Genomic DNA, 24,680 nt, shown 5'->3' on the forward strand with positions numbered 1-24,680 from the left:
CCTGAATCAGTCTCTCAATCGCCAAAGCATCCCCGAGAGGCATAACCACACGTGTCGCACTGATGGATCACATTATCTGCATTATTTCTTTTTTAGCATTCCATAAGAACAAAAATTGCGTTAACGCAGTCGTCGCCTCCCAAGGCATGACATTGCAATCATCCAAAATGGAACCAATACCATGACCGACGCGATATCTCCGGTATCGCCGACCGCTGACACTTCGAACGTTGTAAAGACAAATTCGCCTGCACGAGTTCTCACTGCCAGCCTGGTCGGCACGACCATCGAGTTTTTCGATTTCTACGTTTACGCCACGGCCGCAGTGCTCGTGTTCCCCACTTTGTTCTTCCCGAACAATGACCCGATGACGGCGCTTCTGGCGTCCTTCGCCACCTTCTCCATCGCCTTTTTCGCCCGCCCGCTGGGCGCTGTGGTCTTCGGCCACTATGGCGACCGCGTCGGCCGCAAGACTACCCTTGTCGCCGCCCTGCTCACGATGGGCGTCTCGACGGTCGTGATCGGCCTCCTGCCCTCCTATGAGACCGCCGGCGTTCTGGCCCCGCTGCTGCTCGCGCTTTGCCGCTTCGGTCAGGGTTTCGGCCTCGGTGGCGAATGGGGCGGCGCCGTCCTGCTCGCTACGGAAAACGCACCTCCGGGCAAGCGCAGCTGGTACGGCATGTTCCCGCAGCTCGGTGCCCCCGTTGGCCTGTTCCTTTCGTCCGGCGTGTTCTGGATCCTGCTGCACTTCATGTCTCAGGAAGCGCTTTTGAGCTGGGGCTGGCGCATTCCCTTCGTCGCTTCGATCATCCTGATCGCGGTCGGCATGTGGGTTCGCCTGTCAATCACCGAAACGCCCGACTTCCAGAAGGCAATCGAAAAGGAAGAGCGTGTAGCCGTGCCGGTCGCGGAACTGTTCCGCAACCACAAGCGCAGCCTCGTGCTCGGCACCTTCGTGGCGCTGGCCACCTTCGTGCTCTTCTACATCGGCACTGCCTATCTTCTGTCCTACAATGTCAAGGTCCTGAAAATCCCGTTCCTCGACGCGCTGGAAGTGCAGATCCTCGGCTCCATCGTTTTCGGCATCTTCATTCCGATCGCCGGCAAGCTCGCCGAAAAATTCGGTCGCCGTGAAATCCTGATCTTGACGACGGTGCTGATCGGCCTGTTCTCCTTCCTGCTGCCCGGCCTGATGTCCGGTGGCGAAGGCTCGATCTTCGTCTTCGCGGCCCTTGCCATGATGCTGATGGGCATGACCTACGGCCTGATCGGAACGGCGCTCGCCGCCCCCTTCCCGACCCGCGTGCGCTACACCGGCTCGTCGATCACCTTCAACATGGCCGGCATCTTCGGCGCATCGCTGGCGCCTTACATCGCCACATGGCTGCAGGTGAATTACGGCATGGGTTATGTCGGCTATTATCTCTGCGTATCGGCGCTCATCACGCTCGCCTGTATTCTTCTGTCCCGCAAGGACGAAGTCTGAGCCACGCAGGGTTCGAAATACAAGAAGGCCCGCGGAACCTTAGGTTTCGCGGGCCTTTTCATATCTGCGCCCGACAGCGCAACAGCGCATCTCTTCCCGGCTTTGTTGGAAATAAGCTAGGCGACGGATTGGCGGATGTCGCGCTGGCCTGACACGCAGATGCGGTTACGCCCCGTTCCCTTTGCCTGATAGAGCGCCAGATCGGCATTGTGCAGGACTTTTTCGAAGACTTCGGCATCCTTCCGGACGGCCACGCCAATCGATATGGTGACACCGATCCGCATCTCCTGATAATCGACCGGCACGGCCTCGATACTCGCACGCAGCCTTTCACAAACGTCCAGGAACGATTGCAGCCCGGTTTCCTGCACGACAACGAACTCCTCGCCGCCCATTCTGGCAACGCTGGCGGAGGCAGCGAAGGCGGCGCGTATCCGCTGTGCGACACTGGAAATCACCGCATCGCCTGCCAGATGGCTGAACCTGTCGTTCACGGACTTGAAATGATCGATATCGAGGAAGGCGACGCAATAATGCGGGCCGAGATCGATACACCCGGCATAGAGCCCAAGGCGATTGCTGAGGCCCGTCAAGGCGTCCGTATGGCTCAGATACAGAAATCGCTCATGCGATTGCGCCAGAAGCTTCACTTCCCTGGCATTCAGCCAGCAAACCAGCAGCGTTATCGTAAACGAGATTGCGGCGGACAGGGTAATGCCAAGGATAAGCCCGTTGACGAGATCCGTTACCAGCCCGAACTCCGCCAGCAGAAGCAGACCGAAGAAACAGATAAGAACAGCTATAACCGTGACGACACAGGCGACCCGGATTGCAAATTCCAGCGGTTCAAGCCGCCGGCGGCGCTCCGACGTCGCAATCGAAAAACTCATCATCTCGATCAGTTTTTTCCAGAGACCCAACACCATCCCCAGCAGCGCCCAATCATCTAACGTCGTCGAAAACTCTAATATAAATCGTCTAAAATATTGGAGAGGGCCGACACCCTCTCCACTTCCCTGTTGCTATAGAGCATAACCATTGATCGACCGTTACGATAAACGCCAACGGCCGCATCAACGCAAGGTTTTGTCGCCAACCATACCGGCCTGCACCGGATTTCAGCTTCCGAGGAAAGGCTCCACCTCACGGCCCGGCATAAAAAGGCCAAGTCGCTTGATTTCCCATTCCAGCCGGATGCCCGACTTTTCGAACACGCGCTTGCGGATGGTCTCGCCCAGATATTCCAGATCGTAACCGGTCGCATGGCCGGTATTGATCATGAAATTGCAATGCAGCGATGACATCTGCGCGCCGCCGATGACCAGACCGCGACCGCCCGCCTCATCGATCAGTTCCCAGGCGGAATGACCTTCGGGATTCTTGAAGGTGGAACCGCCCGTCTGCTCACGGATAGGCTGCACGGTTTCGCGGTGGTGGCGCACGGCATCCATATCGGCACGGATTTTCGCCTTGTCTTCGGGATAACCCTCAAACAGCGCGCCGGTAAAGATCAGACCTGCATCGGCGCCGGAATGGCGATAGCTGTAGCCCATATCGGCATTGGAAAGCACATGCTGGTTGCCCTGACGGTCGACCGCATAGACCTCCACGACACGCTCGCGCGTTTCGCCGCCATTGGCGCCCGCATTCATGCGCAGCGCACCGCCGATGGAGCCGGGAATGCCGTAATAGAAATGGAAACCGCCGATGCCATTATCCATGGCCATAGCGGCAATATGCTTGTCCGGGCAGATCGCGCCCGCCTTGATGCGGTTTTCGCCGGCAAGCTCCACCTGGCCGAAGCCCTTGGCCGACAGACGGACGACAACGCCCGGAATGCCGCCATCGCGCACCAGAAGGTTCGAGCCGACACCAACCACGGTCAACGGCACGTCTTCCGGCAGAATTTTCAGAAAGGCAATCAGATCGTCGGTATCGTGCGGCTGGAACATGACTTCCGCAAGACCGCCGGCTCTGAACCACGTCACGCGGTCCATGGGCGCATCCGGTGTCAGACGTCCCCGCAATTCATTTACCCCGTCGCCGAGCCTCCCCAGCAATTTAACCCCATCGACCTGTCTCATTCAGACTTTCCTGATATGCTCTTCAATTCCGAAGGCAGTACTGCTGCCCATTGCGTGATATTTCCAGCCCCCAAGAGAACCACGAAATCACCCGGATTCGCAATGCCTGCAACCACTGAGGCGAGATCTTCCCGTTTCTCGAGAAAACGGGCGTCCCGGTGGCCGGCGGCCTTGATGGCCGAAACCAGCGCTTCCGAGCTTGCGCCCTCGATCGGATCTTCGCCCGCGGCATAGACCGGAGCAAGGATAATCGTGTCGGCATCGTTAAAACAATGCGCGAAATCGTCGAACAGGCTGGAAAGGCGGCTATAGCGGTGCGGCTGGTGCACGGCGATGATGCGGCCCTTGCAGGCCTCCCGCGCCGCCTTCAGCACGGCCTTGATCTCCACCGGATGGTGGCCATAGTCATCGAAGACCTGCACCCCATTGGCTTCGCCCGTCAGCGTGAAGCGTCGCTTGACGCCGCCGAAGGAGGCAAGGCCCTTCTTGATGTCGGCTTCAGAAATGCCGAGACGATTGGCAACCGCAATCGCCGCCGTCGCATTCGAGACGTTGTGGCGGCCGGGCATCGGCAGGACGAGGTCCTTGAAGGAGAATATCTTGCCAGTGCGGCGACGGCGGATTTCCACATCGAACACCGAGCGCGTGCCGTCGATGCGCACATTCGAAAAACGCACGTCGGCCTGCGGGTTCTCGCCATAGGTGATGACCTTGCGGTCCTCGATGCGGCCGACCAGTGCCTGCACTTCCGGATGATCGAGGCACATGACGCCGAAACCGTAGAAAGGCACGTTCTCGACGAACTGACGGAAGGCAGCACGCACGGCATCGAAATTGCCGTAATGGTCGAGATGTTCCGGATCGATATTGGTAATGACGGCCACATCGGCCGGCAGCTTCAGGAAGGTGCCGTCGGATTCGTCGGCCTCCACCACCATCCATTCGCCCTCGCCCATGCGGGCGTTGGTGCCGTAAGCATTGATGATGCCGCCATTGATGACGGTCGGGTCGAGATTGCCGGCTTCCAGCAGCGTCGCGACCATGGAGGTGGTCGTGGTCTTGCCATGGGTGCCGCCAATGGCGATCGCGTTACGGAAACGCATCAGCTCGGCCAGCATTTCGGCCCGGCGAACGATCGGCAGGTGCTTTTCACGCGCCGCGATGAGTTCCGGATTGTTCTTCTTGATGGCGGTGGAAACGACCACGACCTCGGCATCGCCGATATTATCCGCCGTATGACCGACGAAAACCTCGATGCCCTTGTCGCGCAGGCGCTGCACATTGGCGCTGTCGGCCTGATCCGACCCCTGAACGCGGTGGCCGAGATTGTGAAGCACTTCGGCAATGCCGCTCATGCCGATCCCGCCTATGCCGATGAAATGCACAAGGCCTATGGCTTTCGGCATCTTCATGCCCCAACTCCTTCATTCTTTTTCTTGAATTCCTGTACGGACCGGCCGGAAGCAATCGCCTCCACCAGATCGGCCAGCACATCCGCCGCATGCGGTTTGCCCGTCGCCTTTGCCGCCGCTGCCGTTGCCGAAAGACGATCCGGCTCAGAAAGCGCTGAGGACAGCAGGCCGGAGAGCTTCTGCGGTGACAATTCCGCCTGCTTGATGACGCTTGCCCCGCCAGCCGCCGAAAGCGCTGCCGCATTGGCGGCCTGATCGTGATCGAGCGCATGCGGATAAGGCACGAGGATCGACGGGCGGCCGATCACCGAAAGCTCCGATACCGTCGAAGCGCCCGAGCGGCTGATGACCAGATCGGCCTCGCCGATGCGCGACGCCATATCGCCGAAGAAGGGTGAAACATCCGCTTTCACGCCGAGCTTCTGATAGGAGGCGATCACGCTGTCCTTGTCTTCCGGCCGCGCCTGCTGGGTGACGACGATGCGCTTGCGCTGCTCATCCTTCAGCAGGCAGATCGCCGCAGGCACCGCGCTCGAGAAGAACTGCGCACCCTGGCTGCCGCCGAACACGACAAGCTGGAATGCCTCACCCGTCTGCGAGGGCGTATAGGGTATCTCCGACGCCGCCAGCACCGCCGGGCGTACGGGATTGCCGGTCGCCACCGTCTTGTCGGAATATTGACCGTTGACGGGCGGCAAGAAACCGCCGGCAATCGCTTTCACGCGGGCAGCCAGCGCCTTGTTGGCGCGGCCCATCACCGCATTCTGCTCATGAATGATGGAGGGAACGCCAAGCCCGGTGGATGCCAGAAGCGGCGGCACGGTGGGATAACCGCCGAAACCGACAACAGCGACAGGCTTAAGTTTCGCCACCAGCCGGCGCGCCGCGCGCAGGCCAACCCAGAGCTTCCAGAGCGAACGCGCCACGGAAATCGGGTTTTTCGAGCCGATGGTGGCGGACGGCACCACATGGATTTCATCCGCCGGGAACTTGCCCGCATAACGCTCGGCGCGGCTGTCAGTGACGAGGTGCACCTGATAACCGCGCGCTTTCAGCGTATGCGCGAGCGCCTCGGCTGGAAAGACATGACCGCCGGTTCCCCCAGCGGCAAGAAGAACAATACCCTTGCTCATGATCGTTTACTCCGCGGGAACGCCGGAACCGACGCGGAAGAAACTCCGCTCCTGCGCCCGCTTTTCGGGTCTGTGGCGTGTCAGCGCCAGAAGGAAACCGGCGGTGACGCAGATCGCCATCATCGACGAACCGCCATAGGAAATCAGCGGCAGCGTCATGCCCTTGGCGGGCATCAGCTCCAGATTGACGCCGATATTGATCATCGACTGCATGCCGATCTGCAGCACGAGGCCGGCCACGGCGAAACGGCAGAAATCGTCCTTTTCCTTGAAGGCGTGCGAGAGGCCGCGCAACACGATGAAGGCGAAGATCGCCACCAGGAACATGCAGAAAACGATGCCGAATTCTTCCGCCGCCACCGAGAAGATGAAGTCGGTATGGCTATCGGGAATGATGCGCTTGACGATGCCCTCGCCCGGTCCGCGACCGAACCAGTCGCCGCGAATGATAGCCTCGCGCGCCGTGTCCACCTGGAACGTATCGCCCTCGCCGGTCCAGAAACGGTCGATACGACCGGCAACGTGCGGCAGCATCAGATAGGCGGAGATGATGCCGCCGACGCCGACGCCGCCGAGCATGATGATCCAGAACCACGGCACGCCGGCCATGAAGAACATGCCGCCCCAGACCACGGAGGTCAGGATCGTCTGGCCGAAGTCCGGCTGGGCTATCAGGAGCGCCGCCACGATGCCGAAGGTGATGATGGCGAAGAGATTGCCGGGAATTTCAGGATGGCGCGCCCGTTCGGCAAACAGCCAGGCGCAGACGATGACGAAGGCCGGCTTCATGAATTCCGACGGCTGGATCGAGAAGGTGCCGATGGAAATCCAGCGCCGTGCACCCTTGACCTCGATGCCGAAAAACAGCGCAAAGATCATCATCAGCAGCGAAGCGATGAGCATGATGACCGCGACGCGGCGCACCTGACGCGGCGACAGGAAGGACAGGCCGACCATGATCGCCAGCGACGGCACCATGAACATCGCCTGACGCTCGACGAAGAAGAAACTGTTAAGGCCAATGCGCTCGGCAACCGCAGGCGAGGCCGCGAACGACAGCATCAGGCCGATGCCCATCAGCGCGATGAACGCCGCCAGAAAGAAACGGTCGATGGTCCAGAACCACTCCGCGACCGGACCGCGATCAACTCGGCTTACCATGGCCTTCAGCCCCCTTTTCCAGAGTCAACCAGCATCGTCATGCCATCGAGCGCCGCGACCTGCGCGACGAACGAATCACCTCTGATCTCAAAGTTCTTATATTGGTCGAAGCTTGCGCAAGCCGGGGATAACATCACGATATTGCCGGCCGTCGCATCTTTTTCCGCATCCGCCGCCGCATGTTGCACGGCCTTGTCCAGCGTGCCGGATATTTCGTAAGGCACGGCTTCGCCAAGCGTCGCGGCAAATTCCGCCGCCGCCTCGCCGATCAGATAGGCCTTGGCGATGCGCGGGAAAAGCGGCGAAAGGCTGGTGATGCCGCCCGCCTTGGGCAGACCGCCGGCGATCCAGTAGATGCGGTCGAAACTTGAAAGCGCCGGTGCCGCAGCATCGGCATTGGTCGCCTTGCTGTCGTTGACGAAGGTGACGTTGCCACGTCGGCCGACCGGCTGCATACGGTGCTTGAGGCCGGGGAAAGACTTCAGGCCTGCGCGAACCTCGTCTTCGGAAACCCCGACGGCAAGGCAGGCGGCGATTGCCGCCGCAGCATTCTGCGCATTGTGGCTGCCGCGCAGGGTCTGGATACCGTCGAGATCGGTGAGCAGCGAAGAAGTGCCGCCATGCGCACGGAAAATGCGGCTGCCTTCGGCATAGAGACCTTCGGAAACGACATTGCGTTTGGAAATGCGCTCCACCTTCACACCAGCGCGTTCGATACGGTCGGCAATCAGCGTCGAATGGCTGTCATCGACGCCGACGATTGCGGTTCCGCTGCCGGCCACCAGCCGTTCCTTGACATCGGCATAGTGCTGCATCGTGCCGTGCCGGTCGAGATGATCGGGCGTCAGGTTGAGAAGAATTCCGGCGGTCGGATTGATCGTCGGTGCGAGATCGATCTGGTAGGACGAGCATTCCACAACATAGAAGCGCTGTGCCTTCGGCGGATCGAGGCTCAGCACCGCCGTTCCGATATTGCCGCCGAGCTGCGTATCGCGGCCGGACGCCTTAAGAATATGCGCAATCAGCGCCGTCGTTGTCGACTTGCCGTTAGTGCCGGTAATCGCGATGAAAGGGCAATCCGGCGCGTGCGCACGGCGCTCGCGGATGAAAAGCTCGATATCGCCGATGATTTCGACGCCCGCAGCTTTCGCAAGGTCCACCGACCAATGCGGTTTCGGATGCGTCAGCGGCACGCCGGGCGCCAATACGAAGGAAGAGAAGCTCGGCCAGTCAATCGTCCGAAGATCCGCCGTCTTGATGCCTTCCGCCTCGGCCTTGGCGACACTGTCGGGATTGTCGTCGAAAGCAACGACATCCGCCCCGCCGGCCACCAGCGCCCGGGCTGTGACGAGACCCGAACCGCCGAGCCCGAAGAGAGCGACCTTCTTACCTTTGAACGACGTGACCGGGATCATCGCTCACCTCAGCTTCAGGGTGGCGAGGCCGAGCAGGGCGAGGCCAACGGAGATGATCCAGAAACGGATAACCACCTGGCTTTCCGTCCAGCCTTTTTTCTCGAAATGGTGATGGATCGGCGCCATCAGGAAAACGCGCCTGCCAGTGCGCTTGAACCAGAAGACCTGGATGATGACCGACAGCGTTTCCATGACGAAGAGACCGCCGACGATGACCATGACGATCTCGTGCTTGGTCGCGACAGCGATGGAGCCGATGAGACCGCCGAGCGCCAGCGAACCCGTATCGCCCATGAAGATGGCGGCGGGCGGCGCGTTGAACCAGAGGAAGCCGAGGCCCGCGCCGATAACCGCGCCGACGATAACGGCGAGTTCGCCCGTGCCGGGCACGAAATTGATCTGCAGGTAGTTGGCAAACACCGCGTTACCGGCGAGATAGGCAATCACGCCGAAGGTGGCGGCGGCGATCATGACCGGCACGATGGCGAGACCATCGAGACCATCCGTCAGGTTCACCGCATTGCCGGCGCCGACGATGACGAAAGCACCGAAGAGTACGAAGAAGTAACTCAGATTGATCACGAATTCCTTGAAGAAAGGAAAGGCGATGGAACTGCCGAGCGTGCCGCCATGCGGGGCGGAAGCGAGCGCCATCTTCATCATGAAGAACACGGCAATCGCCGCGATCAGGAATTCGATGCCGAGACGGGCCTTGCCGGAAAAGCCCTTGTCGCTCTGCTTCGTCACTTTCAGATAATCATCGTAGAAGCCGATGGCTCCGAAACCGAGCGTCACCATCAAAACGGCGACGACATAGACATTCGACAGATCGCCCCAGAGCAGCGAACCGCCGAGAATGCCGGCAAGGATCATCAGCCCGCCCATGGTCGGCGTGCCGGCCTTCTTGAAATGCGTCTGCGGACCATCGGCGCGGATCGGCTGGCCCTTGCCCTGGCGCACGCGCAGCGAATTGATGATCGCCGGTCCGAACAGGAAGACGATCAACGCAGAGGTGAACATCGCGGCACCCGCCCGGAAGGTGATGTACCGGAACAGGTTGAAGATTTGAATTTTATCCGACAGTTCGACGAGCCAGATCAGCATAATTGCCCTTTCAAAAGGCTATTTCAGACTTGGCGTTCCGTCTCGGGGAATGCCGGATACTTGTCAAGCAGGGCGGCGACAATCTTGCCGAAACCGAGGCCAAGTGACGATTTTACCATCAGCGCGTCTCCCGGTTGCACCCATTGCAGGGCAAAATCGGTCAGTTCCGCCGTCGTCGGGAACCAGATCACGGTGACGCTGTCCGGCAACGCATCGCGCAATGCGGCCATCGCCTCCCCCGCCAGCCAGACATGTTCGATACCGGCCGCGAGCAGTGGGCCCGCCAACTCTTCATGCAACTGCGCGGAAAACTCGCCCATCTCCAGCATGTCGCCGAGAACGGCGACGCGCCGACCGTGACCCTGCGTTTCCGTTTCCGCCAGCACGGCAATCGCCGCACGCATGGAGGCCGGATTGGCGTTGTAGCTTTCATCGATCAGCAGGAAGGTGCCGCCGTTGATTGCCAGCTGATGGCGCTGGCCGCGCCCCTTTACGGCCTCGAGCGTTCCCAGCGCCTCGAACGCGCGGTCGAGATTGGCGCCAGTGACGGCAACGGCGCCCAGCACGGCCATGGCGTTATCGGCAATGTGCCGGCCGGGAATATTGATGTGCAACTCGCTGGTTTCGCCGTTCAGGATCGCCCAGATCGTCGAGCCCGTCGTCGTGCTCTCGAAATCCGCGAGGCGGAAATCCGCCTTGGCGTGCTGCCCGAAGGTGAGGATATGCTCGATACCCTGTTCCTGCGCCGCTTCTTCAAGCTGTTCGAACTGGGCGTTATCGCGGTTGAGAATGACGGAACCGCCCTCCTCCAGACCCTCGAAAATCTCCGCCTTGGCGCTAGCGATCTCCTCGATGTTCTTGAAATTGCCGAGATGGGCCGGTGCGATGGTCGTGATGATCGCCACATGCGGGCGCACCAGCTTCACCAGCGGCCGGATTTCGCCGGAATGGTTCATGCCGATTTCGAACACGCCGAATTCCGTGTCCGCCGGCATGCGCGCCAGCGTCAGCGGCACGCCCCAATGGTTGTTGAAGGAAGCCACAGCCGCATGCACCCGGCCCGAAGGGGCGAGCGCCTGCCGCAGCATTTCCTTGGTCGTCGTCTTGCCGACCGAACCGGTCACCGCAATGATACGCGCCGACGTTCTTTCACGCGCCGCGATGGCGAGCTTGCCAAGTGCGGCAAGCACGTCTTCCACCACGATCATCGGCACGGTCAGGCGGCCGAGCGCCGGCAGCTTGGCCTCGGCAACGACCAGAAGTCCCGCCCCGTTCGCAACGGCGAAGCTGGTGTAATCATGACCGTCCACCCGGTCGCCCTTGATGGCGAAGAACGCTTCGCCCGGCTTGACCGTCCGGCTGTCGATGGAAATGCCGGTGATTCCGGTCGGCAGGTTGCCCACGGGGCGTCCTGCCGTGATGGCGATCATGTCGGCGACTGTCCATAACCAGCTCAAATCTTCGATCCTTCCAGCCCTGCCAGTGCAGCGCGCACCTGTTCATGATCGGAAAACGGCAGCGTTACCGAAGCGACGATCTGCCCCTCTTCATGCCCCTTGCCCGCGACGATCAGCGTATCGCCATGCGAAAGCAGCGACACCGCATGGCGGATAGCCTCCGCCCTGTCGCCGATTTCCAATGCGCCGGGTGCTGCCGCCATGACTTCGGAACGGATCGTTGCAGCATCTTCCGAACGCGGATTGTCGTCAGTGACGATGACGATGTCGGAAAGCCGCGTCGCAACCTCGCCCATGATCGGGCGCTTGCCCTTGTCGCGGTCGCCGCCGCAGCCGAAGACGGTGATGATGCGGCCCGAGGTGAAGGGCCGGACCGAGGTCAGCACATTTTCCAGCGCATCCGGCTTGTGGGCGTAATCCACATAGGCAAGCGCACCGTTCTTCGTCTGGCCCACGAGTTCCAGACGGCCGGCAGCACCGATCAGCTTTTCGAGCGCCTTCAGCGCGGTTGCCGCGGGAACGCCGGTGGACATGGCAAGACCGGCTGCGACGAGAGCGTTCGCAACCTGAAAATCGCCCGCCAATGGGATGTCGACTTCATAAATCTCGCCGTCATGATGCACTTCGATCATCTGCTTGTGACGGAAGTGCTCCACCCGCTTCAGGGCCAGATATTCGCCCTTGCGACCGACCGTGCGCACATCGAGACCGGCTTCGCCCGCCGCGCGGATCGCCTGTTGCGACCATGGATCGTCGGCGAAGATCACGGCGGGAGCGCCCTTTTCCATCAGCGTATCGAAGAGCCGCATCTTCGCGGCCATGTAGTCCTCGACGGTGGGGTGATAATCCATGTGGTCGCGGCCGAGATTGGTGAAACCGGCCGCCGCCAGCCTCACTCCATCGAGACGGCGTTGGTCGAGACCATGGCTGGACGCCTCCATCGCCGCATGCGTCACGCCCTCGGCCGCAAGTTCGGCCAGAAGCGCATGCAGCGTCACCGGATCGGGCGTGGTGAGCGCGCCGTAATCCTCGCGGCCGGGTGCAATCACACCTGTCGTGCCGATCTGCGCTGCGGCATGGCCGGCGAAAGCCCAGATCTGCCGCACGAAGGAAGCAACGGACGTCTTTCCCGCAGTGCCGGTGACGGCGACCATGGTTTCCGGCTGTTTTCCGTAAAAACGGGAAGCGGCAAGGGAGAGATAAAGGCGTGGATCGGTGACCGAAAGCACCGGCACATCGGCATCCAGCGCGTGTCCGGAAACAACAGCGACCGCGCCCTTGGCAACCGCGTCCTTCACATAGGCCGCGCCGTCCGCCCTGCCGCCCGCAACCGCCACGAACAGGCTGCCGGGCGCAGCCTTGCGGCTGTCTGCGGTGATCCCCCCGATTTCGATCGCCCCGATCTCAGACAGGAGCAATTCTTTCAATTCCGGAAACGCATTTCCGGATATATCTCGCAAATTCATCGACTGTGTCCGTCTTGTCCCCCCGGCGCGAATCGCCGGAACATCATAAGCTAACAATCAATAAGACACGAGCAAGGCCGAGCCATCCTTGCCGAACTTCGGCTTCACGCCCAGCACCGCCGCCGTGCGGGTGATGATATCGCGCACCATCGGCGCTGCGGATGTGCCGGCGAGTGCCGCGCCATTGCCCTTGTCCGTCTTCGGCTCGTCGATGAAGGACAGCACGACATATTGCGGATCGTCCATTGGAAAGGCCGAGAGGAAGGCGTTGAAGTTCTTGTCATGCACGTAACGGCCGTTGACGACCTTGTCGGCCGTGCCGGTCTTGCCGCCGACGTTGAAACCATCGACGCGCGCGTTGCGGCCCGAACCGTTGACACCGTTCCACTCGAACAGGAAACGCATGTCCTTGCTGGCGCCCGGTTTCAGAACCTGTTTGGCCACCTGATCGGCCTGTTCGCGGGTACGCGGCAGGAAAGTCGGTTCGATCAGTTTGCCGCCATTGACGAGTGCAGCGCCGGCAACCGCCGTCTGCAGCGGTGTCGTGGAAACGCCGTGGCCGAAGGAAATGGTAATCGAGTTGATCTTCTTCCATTCGCGCGGCTGCGACGGCAGCGCCACTTCCGGCAGTTCGGTCTGCATGCGGGTCAAAAGGCCAAGCCGGGTGAGGAATTCCTTGTGGCCTTCCGTTCCCACCGTGTCGGCAATCTTGGCCGTACCGATGTTGGAGGAATACTGGAAGATTTCCGGTACCGAAAGCATCCGGCCCTTGCCGTGGAAGTCCTTGATGGTGAAACCGCCGATGCGGATCGGATAGCGCGCATCGAAGGTATCGCCGAGACGGACGCGGCCCGAATCGAGACCCATGGCGATGGTGAAGGACTTGAAGGTGGACCCCATTTCGAACGTGCCGTTCGACATGCGGTTGAGCCAGCCTTCCTTGGCGCCTTCGGCCGGGTTGTTCGGATCGTAATCCGGCACGGAGGCCATTGCGAGGACTTCGCCGGTATGCACATCCAGAACCACCGCGCCGGCGCCGATCGCCTGGAACTTGGTGATGGCCGAGGTCACGACTTCGCGGACAATGGACTGCACGCGCAGATCGATGGAAAGCTTCACCGGCTCCAGCGGCTGGTCGCTGGTCATGCCGAGCGCCGTCAGATCGGCAAGGCCCTGGCTGTCGACGTAACGTTCCATGCCGGCAACGCCGCGATTGTCGATATTGACGTGACCGACGACATGCGCGGCGGTCGGCCCGCCGGGATAAAAGCGGCGCTTTTCCGGGCGGAAGCCGACACCGGGAATGCCGAGCGCCAGAATCTGGCTCTGCTGCTTCGGCGTCAGCTGGCGGCGCAGCCACTGGAAGCGCGAATTGGAGGAGAGTTTCTGATAGGTGCTGCGCTGGTCGAGATCCGGCAGAACCGTCCGCAGCTTCTCGATAGCCTCATCGATATCGACGATGCGGTGCGGTTCGGCGAAAAGCGAGACGGTGCGAATATCGGTGGCCAGAACCTCGCCATTGCGGTCGAGAAGATCGGGGCGCGAGGCCATCAAGCGGTCGGCGGGTGCGATGCTCGACACCGTTTCCTGCTCCGCCATGCCATATTGCACGAGACGCCCGCCAACGACGGCGTAAAAGGCGACAAAACCGAAAATGATCAGGCCGACGCGGCTTTTCGCCTGGGCGGCGCGCTTCTTGCGTGCGCCTTCAAAGGCCGCATGATCGGTATAGACGCCGGTGGTGCTGGCGGAAAAATGAGCCTTGCTCTTCAAAACCATGACGCGGGAGAGAAAAGACATCAGCGGTTCACCGATCCTGTTATCGTGTCATCCATGTCGTCGGTTTCATCGCCCGCGACGGCGGAGACGGCCGGAGCCGCTGTGGGACGGGAAACACGCGCCCGGGGTGTCGGAACCGGAGTGCCGTTGACGGCAATCTGGCCCGCCGGCGGTGATTTCTTTTTGGTGGCCGCGCCAAGCGTCGCACCCGGCTTGGAACCGTTGACGGCGGCGGCAATGACATCCTCGACGCTCATGCCTTCCGGCTCGGGCGGCTGCGGCAGTTGCGAGCGCAGCATGGGCAACTCGCGCGGCTGCGCCAGTTGCGTCGGTAGCGTCGGAGAAAGGCCAAGCTCGTCCTGATAGGCATTCACGAGCCGGTGCAGACGGTTCGGCTGCGTCAAGAGCGCCCAGTCGGCCCTCAAAAGATCGATCGTATCCTTCTCAAGCTTGATTTCGGCCTCCAGCTTGCGGACCTCCTCAAGCTTCAGATCGGCCTTGTGCTTGATCGAATAGGTCACGACGGCCGCGGCGACCATCACACCCATCAAGATGACATCGAAAGTGCGCAGCATATCAGCCTCCCATCTTTTCAAGGCTGGCAAGATCGGGAAGCTCGAAGATCGAATAATCCGCCGCGCGCGCCGGTGCGGTCGTGCGCAGACCAGCCCGCAGTTTGGCGGATCGGGCACGCGGATTGAGTTCCGCCTCCTCATCGCTGGCGGCGATCATCGGCTTGCCGATATTATCGAAAATGGCGGGCTTGTCCTCCACCATCGGCAGGTGCCGGGAACCGGCGGCCTTGCCCGAACGGTCGGAGAAGAATTTCTTGACGATACGGTCTTCCAGCGAATGGAACGTGACGACGACCAGCCGGCCGCCGGGTTTCAAAACCTGCTCGGCGGCAAAAAGCGCCTGCGCCAGCTCGCCCAGCTCGTCATTGACGAAAACGCGCAGCGCCTGAAAAACGCGCGTTGCGGGATGAATCTTGTCTTTGGCCTTACGCGGCGTGACGATTTCGATGAGGCCCGCCAGATCGCGGGTGGTGCGGAAAGGCTCTTCCGCCCTCTTCTTCTCGATGGCGCGGGCGATGCGGCCCGGCTGCTTTTCTTCACCGAGAAAACCGAAGATGCGGATCAGATCGCTGACCTTCGCACGATTGACGACATCGGCCGCCGAAACGCCGGAACCCGACATGCGCATGTCGAGGGGGCCGTTTTTCTGGAAGGAAAAACCGCGCTCGGCCTCGTCGATCTGCATGGAGGAAACGCCGATATCCAGAACGACGCCATCGAGCCCGCCTTGCGGGGCATGCTTCGCGAGATCGGAGAATTGCGACTGGATGAGACTCAACCGACCGCCATTGGCGGCAACCATCGCCTGACCGCCGGCGATAGCGGTCGGATCGCGGTCGAGCGCGATGACGTCGGCGCCCTGATCGAGAATGGCCTGGGTGTAGCCGCCGGCGCCGAACGTGCCGTCGAGAATGATCTTGCCGGATGATGGCTCCAGCGCGGCAATGACTTCGCGAAGCAGGACCGGGATGTGACGCTGAGGTCCGCCATCGGCATCAGAAGATCGTCCGCCAGAATTCGCCGCCATTCCGTGTCCCCGTCCTAGGCGGGGCGAGCAGCCGAAAAACCGCGCCCCGCTCTTGCTTCCGCCTGCGCCGCCAAAAACGCATTCGGTTGCCAAAGCTGAAAATGATCCGCCCGTCCGACGAAGGTGACTTCGGTGGATATGCCGGTGAATTCCCGCACGAAATCCGTCACCATCAATCGACCTTCCTGGTCGAGCTTCATGAAAACGCCGCCGCCGTGAACCAGCAGCGACATCGCGTTCGCCTCCGGCGAGAAGGCATCCATCGACGCAATCTGCCGCTCGTAGCGCTCCAGCAAATCCGGACCGCCGACACTGATGGCCGGAAAGGCGAAATCCTGAAGACAATAAAGCTCCTGAATGCCGCGCCTGACCAGCACCGAACGAAACGGAGACGGAACCGAAACGCGCCCCTTGGCGTCGATCCTGTTCGTCACGTTCGATAAAAAGCGGTCCATTACTCAACTCGCCAAAACCGCATTCCGCAAAGCGAACCATCCACTTCACAGAAGACACCGGTACGCACGACACATCGCCAAGCGCCAGGGCGACGTGCCCTGCAGCAGCCCCTCGTAGGCTCCTCACTCGTTTCAGCGATTGCGGGTCAAAAACACGACCCAATGTGGTGTGCATTTGGGATATCATGGGACACTATGGGCGTCAATGGGAGAAGCCGGCACGATACCGACTTCGCATCGGAAATTCATAAGCCGTTAAGTTTAACGAATGGTTTACCGGGCCGCGCGACGATGCGCTTTCACGGCACAGGAAGATGCGGTGAAAGCGCTGTTTTTCTTTGTAAAAACAAGGAAATGGCCACATTATCCGGCTTCACGGGCAGATGGGTCAGGCCGTCAACGTCAGAAAATAATGGAATCGATGACAAGCTCAGTCACGATGGCTTCCATCGCTGCGCTCTGTATCCGCATTCTCAGGGCGCAGCGCTTCCTCATCGAACTCCTGGCCTTTAGCCAGAAGACGCAGAACGACCACATCATCCTGCTCCACCACAAAAGCGACACTGGCGCTACGTTCAAAACCGATTATGCGGAGTCCCATACGCAATTCGTTACGCACCGTGCCCCGTTCGGGAAAGACATTCAAAGTTGAAAGAAATATGCCGATGCGATCAATGTATCGATCTGCGACAGCAGACGACCCTGATTTGCCGACGATATTTTGGTGGATATGCACCAGATCGGTCTGCGCTTCGGGTGACAGGCGCACAACGTAATACTTCATTTAAAAGCGTTTCCAGCAAAAACATGCGGCAACTTGGCATTACGAATTGCATAAATATAAATAGGTAAAGGGCTTCCGACAGGTGGGAGCTATGTGCGCCCCTCACCCCTGGCAATCCGCGCCCTGACCTCGGCCAAACCTTCATTGAGGGGCTTGGCCCTGCCCGGGTCTGCTTTGTGAGCATCGTATGCGGATGTTACTTCTTCCTGCAACCAGCGCTCCACGGCCGCATCGCGGGCCGCCAGGGTGCGAAGGCCATCACGGATAACCTCGCTCTCGGTCGCATATTCGCCGGAAGCGACCTTTGCCTTGACCATTTCCGCCATTTCCAGGGGAAGTGTGATGCTGAAAGCTTGGGTGGTGCGCATGGTTTTCGCCTTTCATTCACCCTTGTATCACACGGTATGATTTAATCATACATATTCCTGATCATCCATGGGGGAAGCGGCATGTACGAGCCGCTGCAAGATCGAGGAAAATTCGCCAGTTGGCCTGTAAGCCGGGTTCTGTATGGCCCCGGTTTGACCCGGAACGTGGCAGCCATTCATCTGGGACGGCATTTGCATGCCGCCTCGCGCAACCCACCCGGATGACGGGCCCGGAAACCGGCTGTGAACGGGCTTTCGCCCATCCCGTGTCATCCCTATTCGGTCTTGCTCCCGGTGGGGTTTACCTTGCCGCCGCTGTTACCAGAAGCGCGGTGGGCTCTTACCCCACCCTTTCACCCTTACCATGCGATGCATGGCGGTTTGCTCTCTGTGGCACTTTCCCTGGGGTCGCCCCCGCCGGACGTTATCCGGCACCGTATTTCCGTGGAGCCCGGACTTTCCTCACCTTACCGTCTTTCGACATTGGTAAAGCGCGGCTGCCCGGCCAACTGGCATGGGCTGCATAACCATGTTCCGAGGCGAAAGCCACCGAAAAGCGCATGCGAGGATCAAAGAAATGCCGGCTTGAAATCCGTCGCGAAGGCGCCGTCGGCGATCTTTCCGTCCCGCAGCAGCACAGCGCCGAGCCGTCCGATCTCATCGGAACTCTTGGCCGCCGTGCCGTTGCCGCCGGTCAGAACCGCAATCTTCGGCGAGGCGCTGAAGCCGATGGCCGGATAACCGCTTTGCGTTTTGGAGACGACGCAGGCGGCCATCGAGACACGCGAAAGATCAATGGAAGGCACCAGCGATCCGACGATCTCGGAGAGATGATCACGCACGCTTTCGCGTCCGCCGGAGCGGAACCATTCCCGGATTTCCGGGTCGCTGCCGAGCCTCTTGTCGTCGGGATCGCCACCGATCTTCAGGTAGAATTTGCCATCGGGATAAAGCACCGGCGGCAGAAGATAGATATGTTTCGTCGTGTCGCGCGGCTCATAGATCAGCGACGGCATGTCCGCATATTGATCCAGATCGCCCTCATCCACCTCGAAGAAAGCGACGGTGCGCCCATAGACATCGAGGGCCACCGGCTGCGGCAGCAGATCTTTCGTGATCGAGAAGCCGCCGGCCGCCACCAGCACCCGGTCTGCGGTATAAACCGCGCCCGAGGCCGTCTCCACCCGTGCGCGACCATCCTCTTCCCGAGTCGAAACGACGATATCGTCGATAAGCGTAACGCCCGCCTTTTCCGCCAGAATGGCCTGCGCCTTCACCAGCCCACGCGGATTGACGTATCCGGCATTGTCTCTCTCGAATACCCCCTCGCAACCCGGCTCGAAGGAGAAATAGGGGAAGCGGCTTTCGAGGTGTTCCCCGCCCAGCAGTTCCGTGGACACGCCGAGCCGCGCCGCCGCCTTGCGGACATCGTCGACAAAAGGATTATCGCCGCCCCGTTCAGGCCCCACCATCAGGCAGCCGACGGGTGCATAAAATTCAACGCCGCTTCGTGCGGCAATGTCGGCGTAACGCGCTATCGAGCGGTTGGCGAGCAGCGCCCAGTCGGCATCGCCATCAATGGTGCGGGTAATCCGCGCCTCGTCATAGTGACTGGCGAAGACGCCCCGATGCGATTTGATGTCGGCAGGTTCGCCGGGACCGATCAGCGCGACGCCATCCACCGTTTCGGCCAGATGGCGGGCGGCGGCGGCACCCATCATGCCGCGGCCCACAACGATGTATCTGAAATGTCCCGACATGCCGCCCTCTTCACCCGCTCACTTCCGTCGCAACCTTGTAGCTGCTTCGTCCCTGAATGTCAGACGAAAACCGGCGACATTTCGGCGGCGAATTCATCCTCGGTCAGCTGGCCGTTCAAAAGCAGCATGGCGCCCAGCCGGCCGATTTCGTCCGAAGACTTGGCGGAGACGAAATTGCCGCCGGTCAGAACCGCGATATTGGAGGATTGCGTATAGCCGATATAGGGATAGCTGCTGCGGGTGATAGAGGCGACACAGGAGCCTGAGGTGACCGGGCAGCCGGAAAGCTCCGGCATCAAGGAGAGCGCCCGCTTTTTCAGAAACTCCACCTCACCCGGCGTGCCGTCCGAATGGAACCAGTCAACCGCTTCCGCGAGCGTTTCAAGCCTGCCCTTTTCGCTCTCGCCGCCGATCTTCAGATAGACCTTGCCATCGGGATAACGCACCGGCGGCAGGATATAGACGATGTCGTCCTCAGTCTCCGCCAGCACAATCGTGGAAGGCATGGCACCGAACAGCGCCTGCCGCGCCTCATCCAGTTCGAAAAAGACGATGGTGCGGCCCGTGGCCGCCATATCGACGCGAGAAGGCAGAAGCTCGGCCATGTTGGTGAAACCGCCGGCCGCTACGATGACCTTTTCAGCCGTATGAACCGCCCCTTCTCGTGTAGAAACCTCGACGCCATCGGAAGTATCGCGAATATGCGCCGCCGTCTGGCGCACAAGCCGCGCGCCCTGTGCGACGGCAATCGTGCATTGCGCCTTCACCAAGGCGCGCGGATTGACGTGGCCGGCATATTGCGCCTCGAAATAACCGCTGTGATCGGTCGGCAGGGAGAACATCGGAAATCGGCCAGCCAGCGCATCAGTGCCGAGTGTCTCGACACCGAGACCGAGACGGTCGGCCGAGGCAAGCGCGCGCGAGACATAGTCCCCCGCAAGCCCCTTGCCGTTTCCGGTGAACAGGCAGCCCGCTTCCGTGAAAAAGCGGATGCCGCTTTTGGCCTCGATCTCCGCATAACGGCGGATGGAGCGCTGCGCCAGTTCCGCCCAGACCGGATCGCCATCAAAACCGCGGGTAATGCGCGCTTCGTCGTAATGGCTCGAAAACACACCCTGACGGGTCTTGCGATCGGCGGGTTCGTCCGGGCCGATCAGCGCCACGCCATCCGTTTGCGCTGAAAGATGCCGTGCCGCAGCCGCTCCCATCATTCCGGCCCCGACGACGATATATTTGAAATCCGGCATGCCATGCTCCGTATCAGATTTGCTTCTGACTACAGCATGCCGGGCCGAACCGGAATCGCTTTTCGCAATTTCGCAGACGAACGATGGCGGCCTCAGCCGGCCAGCAGCGCCTGCACCTTGCCGCAATAACGCTTGGAGACCGGGTTCATCCGGGTGGCGCCATGGCCTGCATTGTAACGCAGGATCGTGCTGCACACCTGACCGCCACCAAGCTGATGCGCCGTCGCCAGATATTGCATGCCCCAGCGAATATTGGTCTCGGGATCGTAGAGCGCCTTGGTCGTACCGCGATATCCCATCATCCGCGCCGTCGCCGGCTTGATCTGCATCAGCCCAACCTCGCCTGCGCTGCCGCGGGCTTTCGGATTGAACTTGCTTTCCACCGAAACCACGGCATGCGCCAGATTGGTGGGAACGCCGTAACGCTTGGCATATTTGACGATCAGATCGGAATAGTCGTTCCTGAGCGAGGAAGGCAGGCTTTTTTCGGGAATGGGATAACCGGGCTTGCGGAAGAAATTCTCCAGCGTCACGGTCTTGGTCTTCACGTCTTCATCTTTGGCAAAAGCAATCCCCGCCTGCGAAGCGAGTACAGCAATACCCACTACGACAGCAACAACAACCCTGTTCATATGTAGAAAAAGTCTCCAGATCGGAGGACCGGAACAATGAATCGGCACAATTAGTCAACGCCCGGAAAGTCGATCGCGACTCTCCGCTGTCCGGTCTCCTTGATTGATATTGACGGCAGGTTCCCCTGAAGAACGTCACCGCATACAGTGCTGTTCTTAAACTTCCTCAATGCGGATTAACTGTGGCAACCCAAAAAAAGCGACTTGCGGAGCGCGGCAAACCGGGATTCGTTTTCCAGAAACTGCGTTCAGGCGACCGAAAATTTCGGCAGGCTGGCAATCAGCCGGTGCAGGGTGTCAATGGTGGAAAAATCCGCAATGCCATCCACCAGTGCGGGCCGGAAATGCCTCTGGAACGCCGCCACGGCGCCCTCGGTTTTTTCACAATAATTGCCCGTTATTTCAACGCCATAACCATAAATGGACAGCATCGACTGCAGCGCTTCGACCGGTTGGCCATGATCGCCGCGCTGGAAAAAACGCCCGCCACGGATCGGCGCAGGCTCCACCCAATGGCCGACACCGTGCTGCGACAGGATGTCCCACGGGAATTTTTCACCCGGATCGACCTTGCGGATCGGCGCGACATCCGAGTGCGCCAGCACCCTTTCAGGGGCGATAGACCAGCGCTGGCCGCAATCGCGACACAATTCGATGACGGCTTGCACCTGTTTCTTCGGAAATTCCGGCAGGCCGCCGGGATGGCCCTGATTGGCGATCTCGATGCCGATGGAGCGGGAATTGATGTCTTGATCCCCCGCCCAGATGCTTTTGCCCGCGTGCCAGGCACGGCGGGTTTCAGGAACCATCTGGATGACGCGCCCGTCTTCGAAGACGAAATAATGGCTGGAAACCTGGCTTTCCGGATTGCAGAGCCACGACAGCGCGCCGTCGGCCGTCGTCATGCCAGTGTAATGCAGCAGGATAATATCGGGGCCGGCCACACCCAGCCTTTCGCCATGGTTAGGCGAAGGCGCAACGGCTGCGCCCCCGAAATCCGGGGTAAAATCCGGCAGACATTCACTCATGCGACGCGGCGTTCTTTCTCGATGGCCGCATAGGCGGCGTTAAGAGCCGCCATACGCTCGTTCGCGGCCGCATGCAATTCCATGGGAACGCCGCGTGCGATGAGCTTGTCAGGATGGTGTTCGGCAACCAGCGAACGATAACGCCGGCGAATATCGGAAAAATCGTCGGAAGGCGAAACGCCGAGCACGCGATAGGGGTCGCGCCCGTCCATATGGACATGCCGCGCCATGATCGTTTCGAAGTGATCTTCGGTGATACGGAAGATTTCCGCGATCCGGCCGAGGAAGGCCAGTTCCCGCTCATGGATCAGCCCATCGGCCTTGGCGATGTGGAACAGGCCGTCAATGACGCTTTCCAGCATCTCGCAATTGGCATGTCCGGAACCGCACAGACCGGCAAGCCGCTCGGCATAGGCCTCGTAACCGGCAACGTCCTGACGGGCGAGATTATAAAGACGGGCAACGTTCTTGGCTTCTTCTTCCGGAAAATCGAAGATTTGCCGGAAGGCGCGCACTTCGGCATCGTTGACGACACCGTCGGCCTTCGCCATCTTGGCGGAAAGCGCGATGATGGCCACGGAAAAGGAAACCTTGCGGCGTGTCTCCGGATCACCCTCGAAAAGGGTGCGGATGGCTTCCACCACGCGCCCGAGCGCACCGCCTGCCGCGTCGCCGATTGCGCCGAGCAGCCGTTCCCACAGGGATGAAATTTGCAGACAGGCGAAATCGAACATCATGCGACAAGCATGACGGGATATTGCCGCGAATGCAATATGTCCAGCGGGCCGGCGGCATTAACTTTTATTCATCTTTGCGACAGTTTTGCTTCAGGAACAAGATAGCGGGGTGAACGGAACTCCGGGTTTTCCACAGGGCACTGGGCCCGTGTCCGCAATGGGCCTATTGAAACGATTATATTCGCCCGGTCAGGTCAAGCCGCTGAAAAAGCGCGAGAAATCGGCGTTTTTCTTGATAAATTCACTTTACACCTACACGCGGCTGTCGCATCCATTTGCCAGACATGTCCAGACATGTGTTTGAGTATACGCAAAAGGAGAGCCATGATGGCCAAACAGAAAGTCGCAATGCTGACCGCGGGTGGCCTTGCGCCCTGTCTCTCTTCGGCCGTGGGCGGTCTGATCGAGCGTTACAGCGACATCGCGCCCGAGATCGACATCATCGCTTACCGCTCGGGTTATCAGGGCGTGCTTCTGGGTGACCGTATCGAGATCACCAGGGATATGCGGGAAAAGGCGCATCTGCTGCACCGTTACGGCGGTTCGCCGATCGGCAACAGCCGCGTCAAGCTCACCAACGCAGCCGATTGCGCCAAGCGCGGTCTGGTCAAGGAAGGCGACAATCCGCTGCGCGTCGCGGCTGACCGGCTGGCGGCCGACGGCATCACCATTCTCCACACCATCGGCGGTGACGACACCAACACGACGGCTGCGGACCTTGCCGCCTATCTCGGCGCCAACGGCTACAATCTCACCGTTGTCGGCCTGCCGAAGACGGTGGATAACGACGTTGTGCCGATCAAGCAGTCGCTCGGCGCCTGGACGGCAGCCGAAGTCGGCGCCTCCTTCTTCGACAATGTCAGCAACGAACAGAGCGCAGCGCCAAAAACCTTCGTCATTCACGAAGTCATGGGCCGCCATTGCGGCTGGCTGACGGCCGCCACCGCCCGTGCCTATATCCAGAAGACCAGCGGCAACGAATATGTCGAAGGCCTGATGATGAACACGCAGATGAAGAACATCGACGGCATCTACCTGCCGGAAATGGCCTTCGACATCGAGGCGGAAGCCGAGCGCCTGAAGGAAATCATGGACAGGAACGGCTATGTCACGCTGTTCGTTTCCGAAGGTGCGGGCCTCGATTCCATCGTCGCCGAACGCGAAGCCTCCGGCGAGGCTGTGAAGCGCGACGCTTTCGGCCATGTGAAGATCGACACCATCAATGTCGGTGGCTGGTTCCAGAAGCAGTTTGCCAGCCTCATCGGTGCGGAACGCTCCATGGTGCAGAAATCAGGCTATTTCGCCCGCTCCGCCGCCGCTAATGGCGACGACCTGCGCCTCATTCAGGGCATGGTCGATCTCGCCGTCGAAAGCGCGCTCAACAAGGTATCCGGCGTAACCGGCCATGACGAAGACCAGAATGGCAAATTGCGGACCATCGAGTTTCCGCGTATCAAGGGCGGAAAGCATTTCGACCTCTCTGCAAAATGGTTTACCGAAGTGATGGAACACGTCGGTCAGCCGTTCACAGCGGCCTGATTTTACGATAGGCTAAAATAATACGGCGACA

Annotated in this window: 22 protein-coding genes and 1 other RNA gene; 2 read left to right on the forward strand and 21 right to left on the reverse strand. The window is 60.3% G+C overall.

The window, feature by feature from the left end:
- Positions 1-181 precede the first annotated feature (181 nt).
- A complete protein-coding gene (locus EM858_RS16315; RefSeq protein ID WP_003522203.1) occupies positions 182-1,486 on the forward strand; it encodes an MFS transporter in 1,305 nt (434 codons plus the stop codon).
- A gap of 116 nt (positions 1,487-1,602) precedes the next feature.
- On the opposite strand, the gene EM858_RS16320 is transcribed toward EM858_RS16315, so the two are convergent.
- From EM858_RS16320 to EM858_RS16420, 21 genes are all read right to left on the reverse strand, one after another.
- Positions 1,603-2,412 (reverse strand): GGDEF domain-containing protein, encoded by an 810-nt coding sequence (locus EM858_RS16320; protein WP_031233977.1) that lies wholly within the window; start codon positions 2,410-2,412, stop codon positions 1,603-1,605.
- A 192-nt stretch (positions 2,413-2,604) separates the two neighbouring features.
- On the reverse strand, positions 2,605-3,570 hold the full coding sequence (gene murB, locus EM858_RS16325; protein ID WP_020810676.1) for a UDP-N-acetylmuramate dehydrogenase: 966 nt from the start codon (positions 3,568-3,570) through the stop codon (positions 2,605-2,607).
- Positions 3,567-4,982, reverse strand: coding sequence for a UDP-N-acetylmuramate--L-alanine ligase (murC, locus tag EM858_RS16330; protein WP_003522200.1), 1,416 nt, complete (start codon positions 4,980-4,982; stop codon positions 3,567-3,569). Before murC ends, murB begins: the two co-directional genes overlap by 4 nt.
- Entirely contained in the window at positions 4,979-6,115 is a 1,137-nt protein-coding gene (gene murG / locus EM858_RS16335) for an undecaprenyldiphospho-muramoylpentapeptide beta-N-acetylglucosaminyltransferase (protein WP_127757263.1), read from the reverse strand. The genes murC and murG overlap by 4 nt, the downstream gene beginning before the upstream one ends.
- 6 nt (positions 6,116-6,121) lie before the next feature.
- Positions 6,122-7,276: a putative lipid II flippase FtsW gene (gene ftsW / locus EM858_RS16340; protein ID WP_003522198.1), complete on the reverse strand. Its 1,155-nt coding sequence runs from the start codon at positions 7,274-7,276 to the stop codon at positions 6,122-6,124.
- A gap of 5 nt (positions 7,277-7,281) precedes the next feature.
- Positions 7,282-8,691, reverse strand: coding sequence for a UDP-N-acetylmuramoyl-L-alanine--D-glutamate ligase (gene murD / locus EM858_RS16345; RefSeq protein ID WP_127757264.1), 1,410 nt, complete (start codon positions 8,689-8,691; stop codon positions 7,282-7,284).
- Positions 8,692-8,694: 3 nt separating this feature from the next.
- Complete coding sequence (mraY, locus tag EM858_RS16350; protein ID WP_127757265.1) at positions 8,695-9,795, reverse strand: phospho-N-acetylmuramoyl-pentapeptide-transferase; 1,101 nt, start codon at positions 9,793-9,795, stop codon at positions 8,695-8,697.
- Positions 9,796-9,818: 23 nt separating this feature from the next.
- Positions 9,819-11,252, reverse strand: coding sequence for a UDP-N-acetylmuramoylalanyl-D-glutamyl-2,6-diaminopimelate--D-alanyl-D-alanine ligase (locus EM858_RS16355; RefSeq protein WP_127757266.1), 1,434 nt, complete (start codon positions 11,250-11,252; stop codon positions 9,819-9,821).
- Positions 11,249-12,718, reverse strand: a complete 1,470-nt coding sequence (locus EM858_RS16360) for a UDP-N-acetylmuramoyl-L-alanyl-D-glutamate--2,6-diaminopimelate ligase (protein WP_127757267.1) — start codon at positions 12,716-12,718, stop codon at positions 11,249-11,251. Before EM858_RS16360 ends, EM858_RS16355 begins: the two co-directional genes overlap by 4 nt.
- Before the next feature lie 57 nt (positions 12,719-12,775).
- Complete coding sequence (locus EM858_RS16365; RefSeq protein ID WP_003522193.1) at positions 12,776-14,518, reverse strand: penicillin-binding protein 2; 1,743 nt, start codon at positions 14,516-14,518, stop codon at positions 12,776-12,778.
- Complete coding sequence (locus EM858_RS16370) at positions 14,518-15,072, reverse strand: hypothetical protein (RefSeq protein WP_020811527.1); 555 nt, start codon at positions 15,070-15,072, stop codon at positions 14,518-14,520. Before EM858_RS16370 ends, EM858_RS16365 begins: the two co-directional genes overlap by 1 nt.
- A gap of 1 nt (position 15,073) precedes the next feature.
- The gene (gene rsmH / locus EM858_RS16375; RefSeq protein ID WP_003522191.1) at positions 15,074-16,099 is read right to left on the reverse strand and encodes a 16S rRNA (cytosine(1402)-N(4))-methyltransferase RsmH; all 1,026 of its coding nucleotides are present in this window, start codon (positions 16,097-16,099) and stop codon (positions 15,074-15,076) included.
- 14 nt (positions 16,100-16,113) lie between these two features.
- Positions 16,114-16,554 (reverse strand): division/cell wall cluster transcriptional repressor MraZ, encoded by a 441-nt coding sequence (gene mraZ / locus EM858_RS16380; protein WP_003522190.1) that lies wholly within the window; start codon positions 16,552-16,554, stop codon positions 16,114-16,116.
- A gap of 430 nt (positions 16,555-16,984) precedes the next feature.
- The gene (locus tag EM858_RS16385) at positions 16,985-17,338 is read right to left on the reverse strand and encodes a type II toxin-antitoxin system RelE/ParE family toxin (RefSeq protein WP_080816468.1); all 354 of its coding nucleotides are present in this window, start codon (positions 17,336-17,338) and stop codon (positions 16,985-16,987) included.
- An 89-nt stretch (positions 17,339-17,427) separates the two neighbouring features.
- Positions 17,428-17,706 carry a type II toxin-antitoxin system ParD family antitoxin gene (locus EM858_RS16390; RefSeq protein WP_127757268.1) on the reverse strand — a complete coding sequence of 93 codons (279 nt, stop codon included), beginning with the start codon at positions 17,704-17,706 and terminating at the stop codon, positions 17,428-17,430.
- Positions 17,707-17,817: 111 nt separating this feature from the next.
- Positions 17,818-18,219, reverse strand: an RNA gene (rnpB, locus tag EM858_RS16395) — RNase P RNA component class A.
- Between the two features lie 56 nt (positions 18,220-18,275).
- Positions 18,276-19,466 carry an FAD-binding oxidoreductase gene (locus tag EM858_RS16400; protein ID WP_127757269.1) on the reverse strand — a complete coding sequence of 397 codons (1,191 nt, stop codon included), beginning with the start codon at positions 19,464-19,466 and terminating at the stop codon, positions 18,276-18,278.
- 59 nt (positions 19,467-19,525) lie between these two features.
- Positions 19,526-20,713, reverse strand: coding sequence for an FAD-dependent oxidoreductase (locus EM858_RS16405; RefSeq protein ID WP_127757270.1), 1,188 nt, complete (start codon positions 20,711-20,713; stop codon positions 19,526-19,528).
- 92 nt (positions 20,714-20,805) lie between these two features.
- On the reverse strand, positions 20,806-21,345 hold the full coding sequence (locus tag EM858_RS16410) for a transglycosylase SLT domain-containing protein (protein ID WP_127757271.1): 540 nt from the start codon (positions 21,343-21,345) through the stop codon (positions 20,806-20,808).
- Positions 21,346-21,593: 248 nt separating this feature from the next.
- The gene (locus tag EM858_RS16415) at positions 21,594-22,373 is read right to left on the reverse strand and encodes an N-acetylmuramoyl-L-alanine amidase (RefSeq protein WP_127757272.1); all 780 of its coding nucleotides are present in this window, start codon (positions 22,371-22,373) and stop codon (positions 21,594-21,596) included.
- Positions 22,370-23,110: a DnaJ family molecular chaperone gene (locus EM858_RS16420; protein WP_003522185.1), complete on the reverse strand. Its 741-nt coding sequence runs from the start codon at positions 23,108-23,110 to the stop codon at positions 22,370-22,372. The genes EM858_RS16415 and EM858_RS16420 overlap by 4 nt, the downstream gene beginning before the upstream one ends.
- A 327-nt stretch (positions 23,111-23,437) precedes the next feature.
- On the opposite strand from EM858_RS16420, the gene EM858_RS16425 reads away from it, so the two are divergent.
- On the forward strand, positions 23,438-24,649 hold the full coding sequence (locus tag EM858_RS16425) for a pyrophosphate--fructose-6-phosphate 1-phosphotransferase (protein WP_065655955.1): 1,212 nt from the start codon (positions 23,438-23,440) through the stop codon (positions 24,647-24,649).
- Positions 24,650-24,680: the final 31 nt, after the last annotated feature.

It is taken from the genome of Agrobacterium sp. CNPSo 2736 (assembly GCF_004005385.1).
In the GTDB taxonomy this organism is placed as follows: Bacteria; Pseudomonadota; Alphaproteobacteria; order Rhizobiales; family Rhizobiaceae; genus Agrobacterium; species Agrobacterium leguminum.

Excerpts from the sequence above, each read along its gene's own strand:
- EM858_RS16400 (WP_127757269.1), bottom strand. The coding sequence starts at position 19,466 with ATGTCGGGACATTTCAGATACATCGTTGTGGGCCGCGGCATGATGGGT.
- EM858_RS16415 (WP_127757272.1), bottom strand. The coding sequence starts at position 22,373 with ATGAGTGAATGTCTGCCGGATTTTACCCCGGATTTCGGGGGCGCAGCC.
- EM858_RS16405 (WP_127757270.1), bottom strand. The coding sequence starts at position 20,713 with ATGCCGGATTTCAAATATATCGTCGTCGGGGCCGGAATGATGGGAGCG.
- murD (WP_127757264.1), bottom strand. The coding sequence starts at position 8,691 with ATGATCCCGGTCACGTCGTTCAAAGGTAAGAAGGTCGCTCTCTTCGGG.
- EM858_RS16370 (WP_020811527.1), bottom strand. The coding sequence starts at position 15,072 with ATGCTGCGCACTTTCGATGTCATCTTGATGGGTGTGATGGTCGCCGCG.
- mraZ (WP_003522190.1), bottom strand. The coding sequence starts at position 16,554 with ATGGACCGCTTTTTATCGAACGTGACGAACAGGATCGACGCCAAGGGG.
- EM858_RS16315 (WP_003522203.1), top strand. The coding sequence starts at position 182 with ATGACCGACGCGATATCTCCGGTATCGCCGACCGCTGACACTTCGAAC.
- murB (WP_020810676.1), bottom strand. The coding sequence starts at position 3,570 with ATGAGACAGGTCGATGGGGTTAAATTGCTGGGGAGGCTCGGCGACGGG.
- rsmH (WP_003522191.1), bottom strand. The coding sequence starts at position 16,099 with ATGGCGGCGAATTCTGGCGGACGATCTTCTGATGCCGATGGCGGACCT.
- EM858_RS16410 (WP_127757271.1), bottom strand. The coding sequence starts at position 21,345 with ATGAACAGGGTTGTTGTTGCTGTCGTAGTGGGTATTGCTGTACTCGCT.
- EM858_RS16320 (WP_031233977.1), bottom strand. The coding sequence starts at position 2,412 with ATGGTGTTGGGTCTCTGGAAAAAACTGATCGAGATGATGAGTTTTTCG.
- EM858_RS16390 (WP_127757268.1), bottom strand. The coding sequence starts at position 17,706 with ATGCGCACCACCCAAGCTTTCAGCATCACACTTCCCCTGGAAATGGCG.
- murC (WP_003522200.1), bottom strand. The coding sequence starts at position 4,982 with ATGAAGATGCCGAAAGCCATAGGCCTTGTGCATTTCATCGGCATAGGC.
- ftsW (WP_003522198.1), bottom strand. The coding sequence starts at position 7,276 with ATGGTAAGCCGAGTTGATCGCGGTCCGGTCGCGGAGTGGTTCTGGACC.
- EM858_RS16385 (WP_080816468.1), bottom strand. The coding sequence starts at position 17,338 with ATGAAGTATTACGTTGTGCGCCTGTCACCCGAAGCGCAGACCGATCTG.
- EM858_RS16360 (WP_127757267.1), bottom strand. The coding sequence starts at position 12,718 with ATGAATTTGCGAGATATATCCGGAAATGCGTTTCCGGAATTGAAAGAA.
- EM858_RS16365 (WP_003522193.1), bottom strand. The coding sequence starts at position 14,518 with ATGTCTTTTCTCTCCCGCGTCATGGTTTTGAAGAGCAAGGCTCATTTT.
- murG (WP_127757263.1), bottom strand. The coding sequence starts at position 6,115 with ATGAGCAAGGGTATTGTTCTTCTTGCCGCTGGGGGAACCGGCGGTCAT.
- EM858_RS16420 (WP_003522185.1), bottom strand. The coding sequence starts at position 23,110 with ATGATGTTCGATTTCGCCTGTCTGCAAATTTCATCCCTGTGGGAACGG.
- EM858_RS16425 (WP_065655955.1), top strand. The coding sequence starts at position 23,438 with ATGGCCAAACAGAAAGTCGCAATGCTGACCGCGGGTGGCCTTGCGCCC.
- mraY (WP_127757265.1), bottom strand. The coding sequence starts at position 9,795 with ATGCTGATCTGGCTCGTCGAACTGTCGGATAAAATTCAAATCTTCAAC.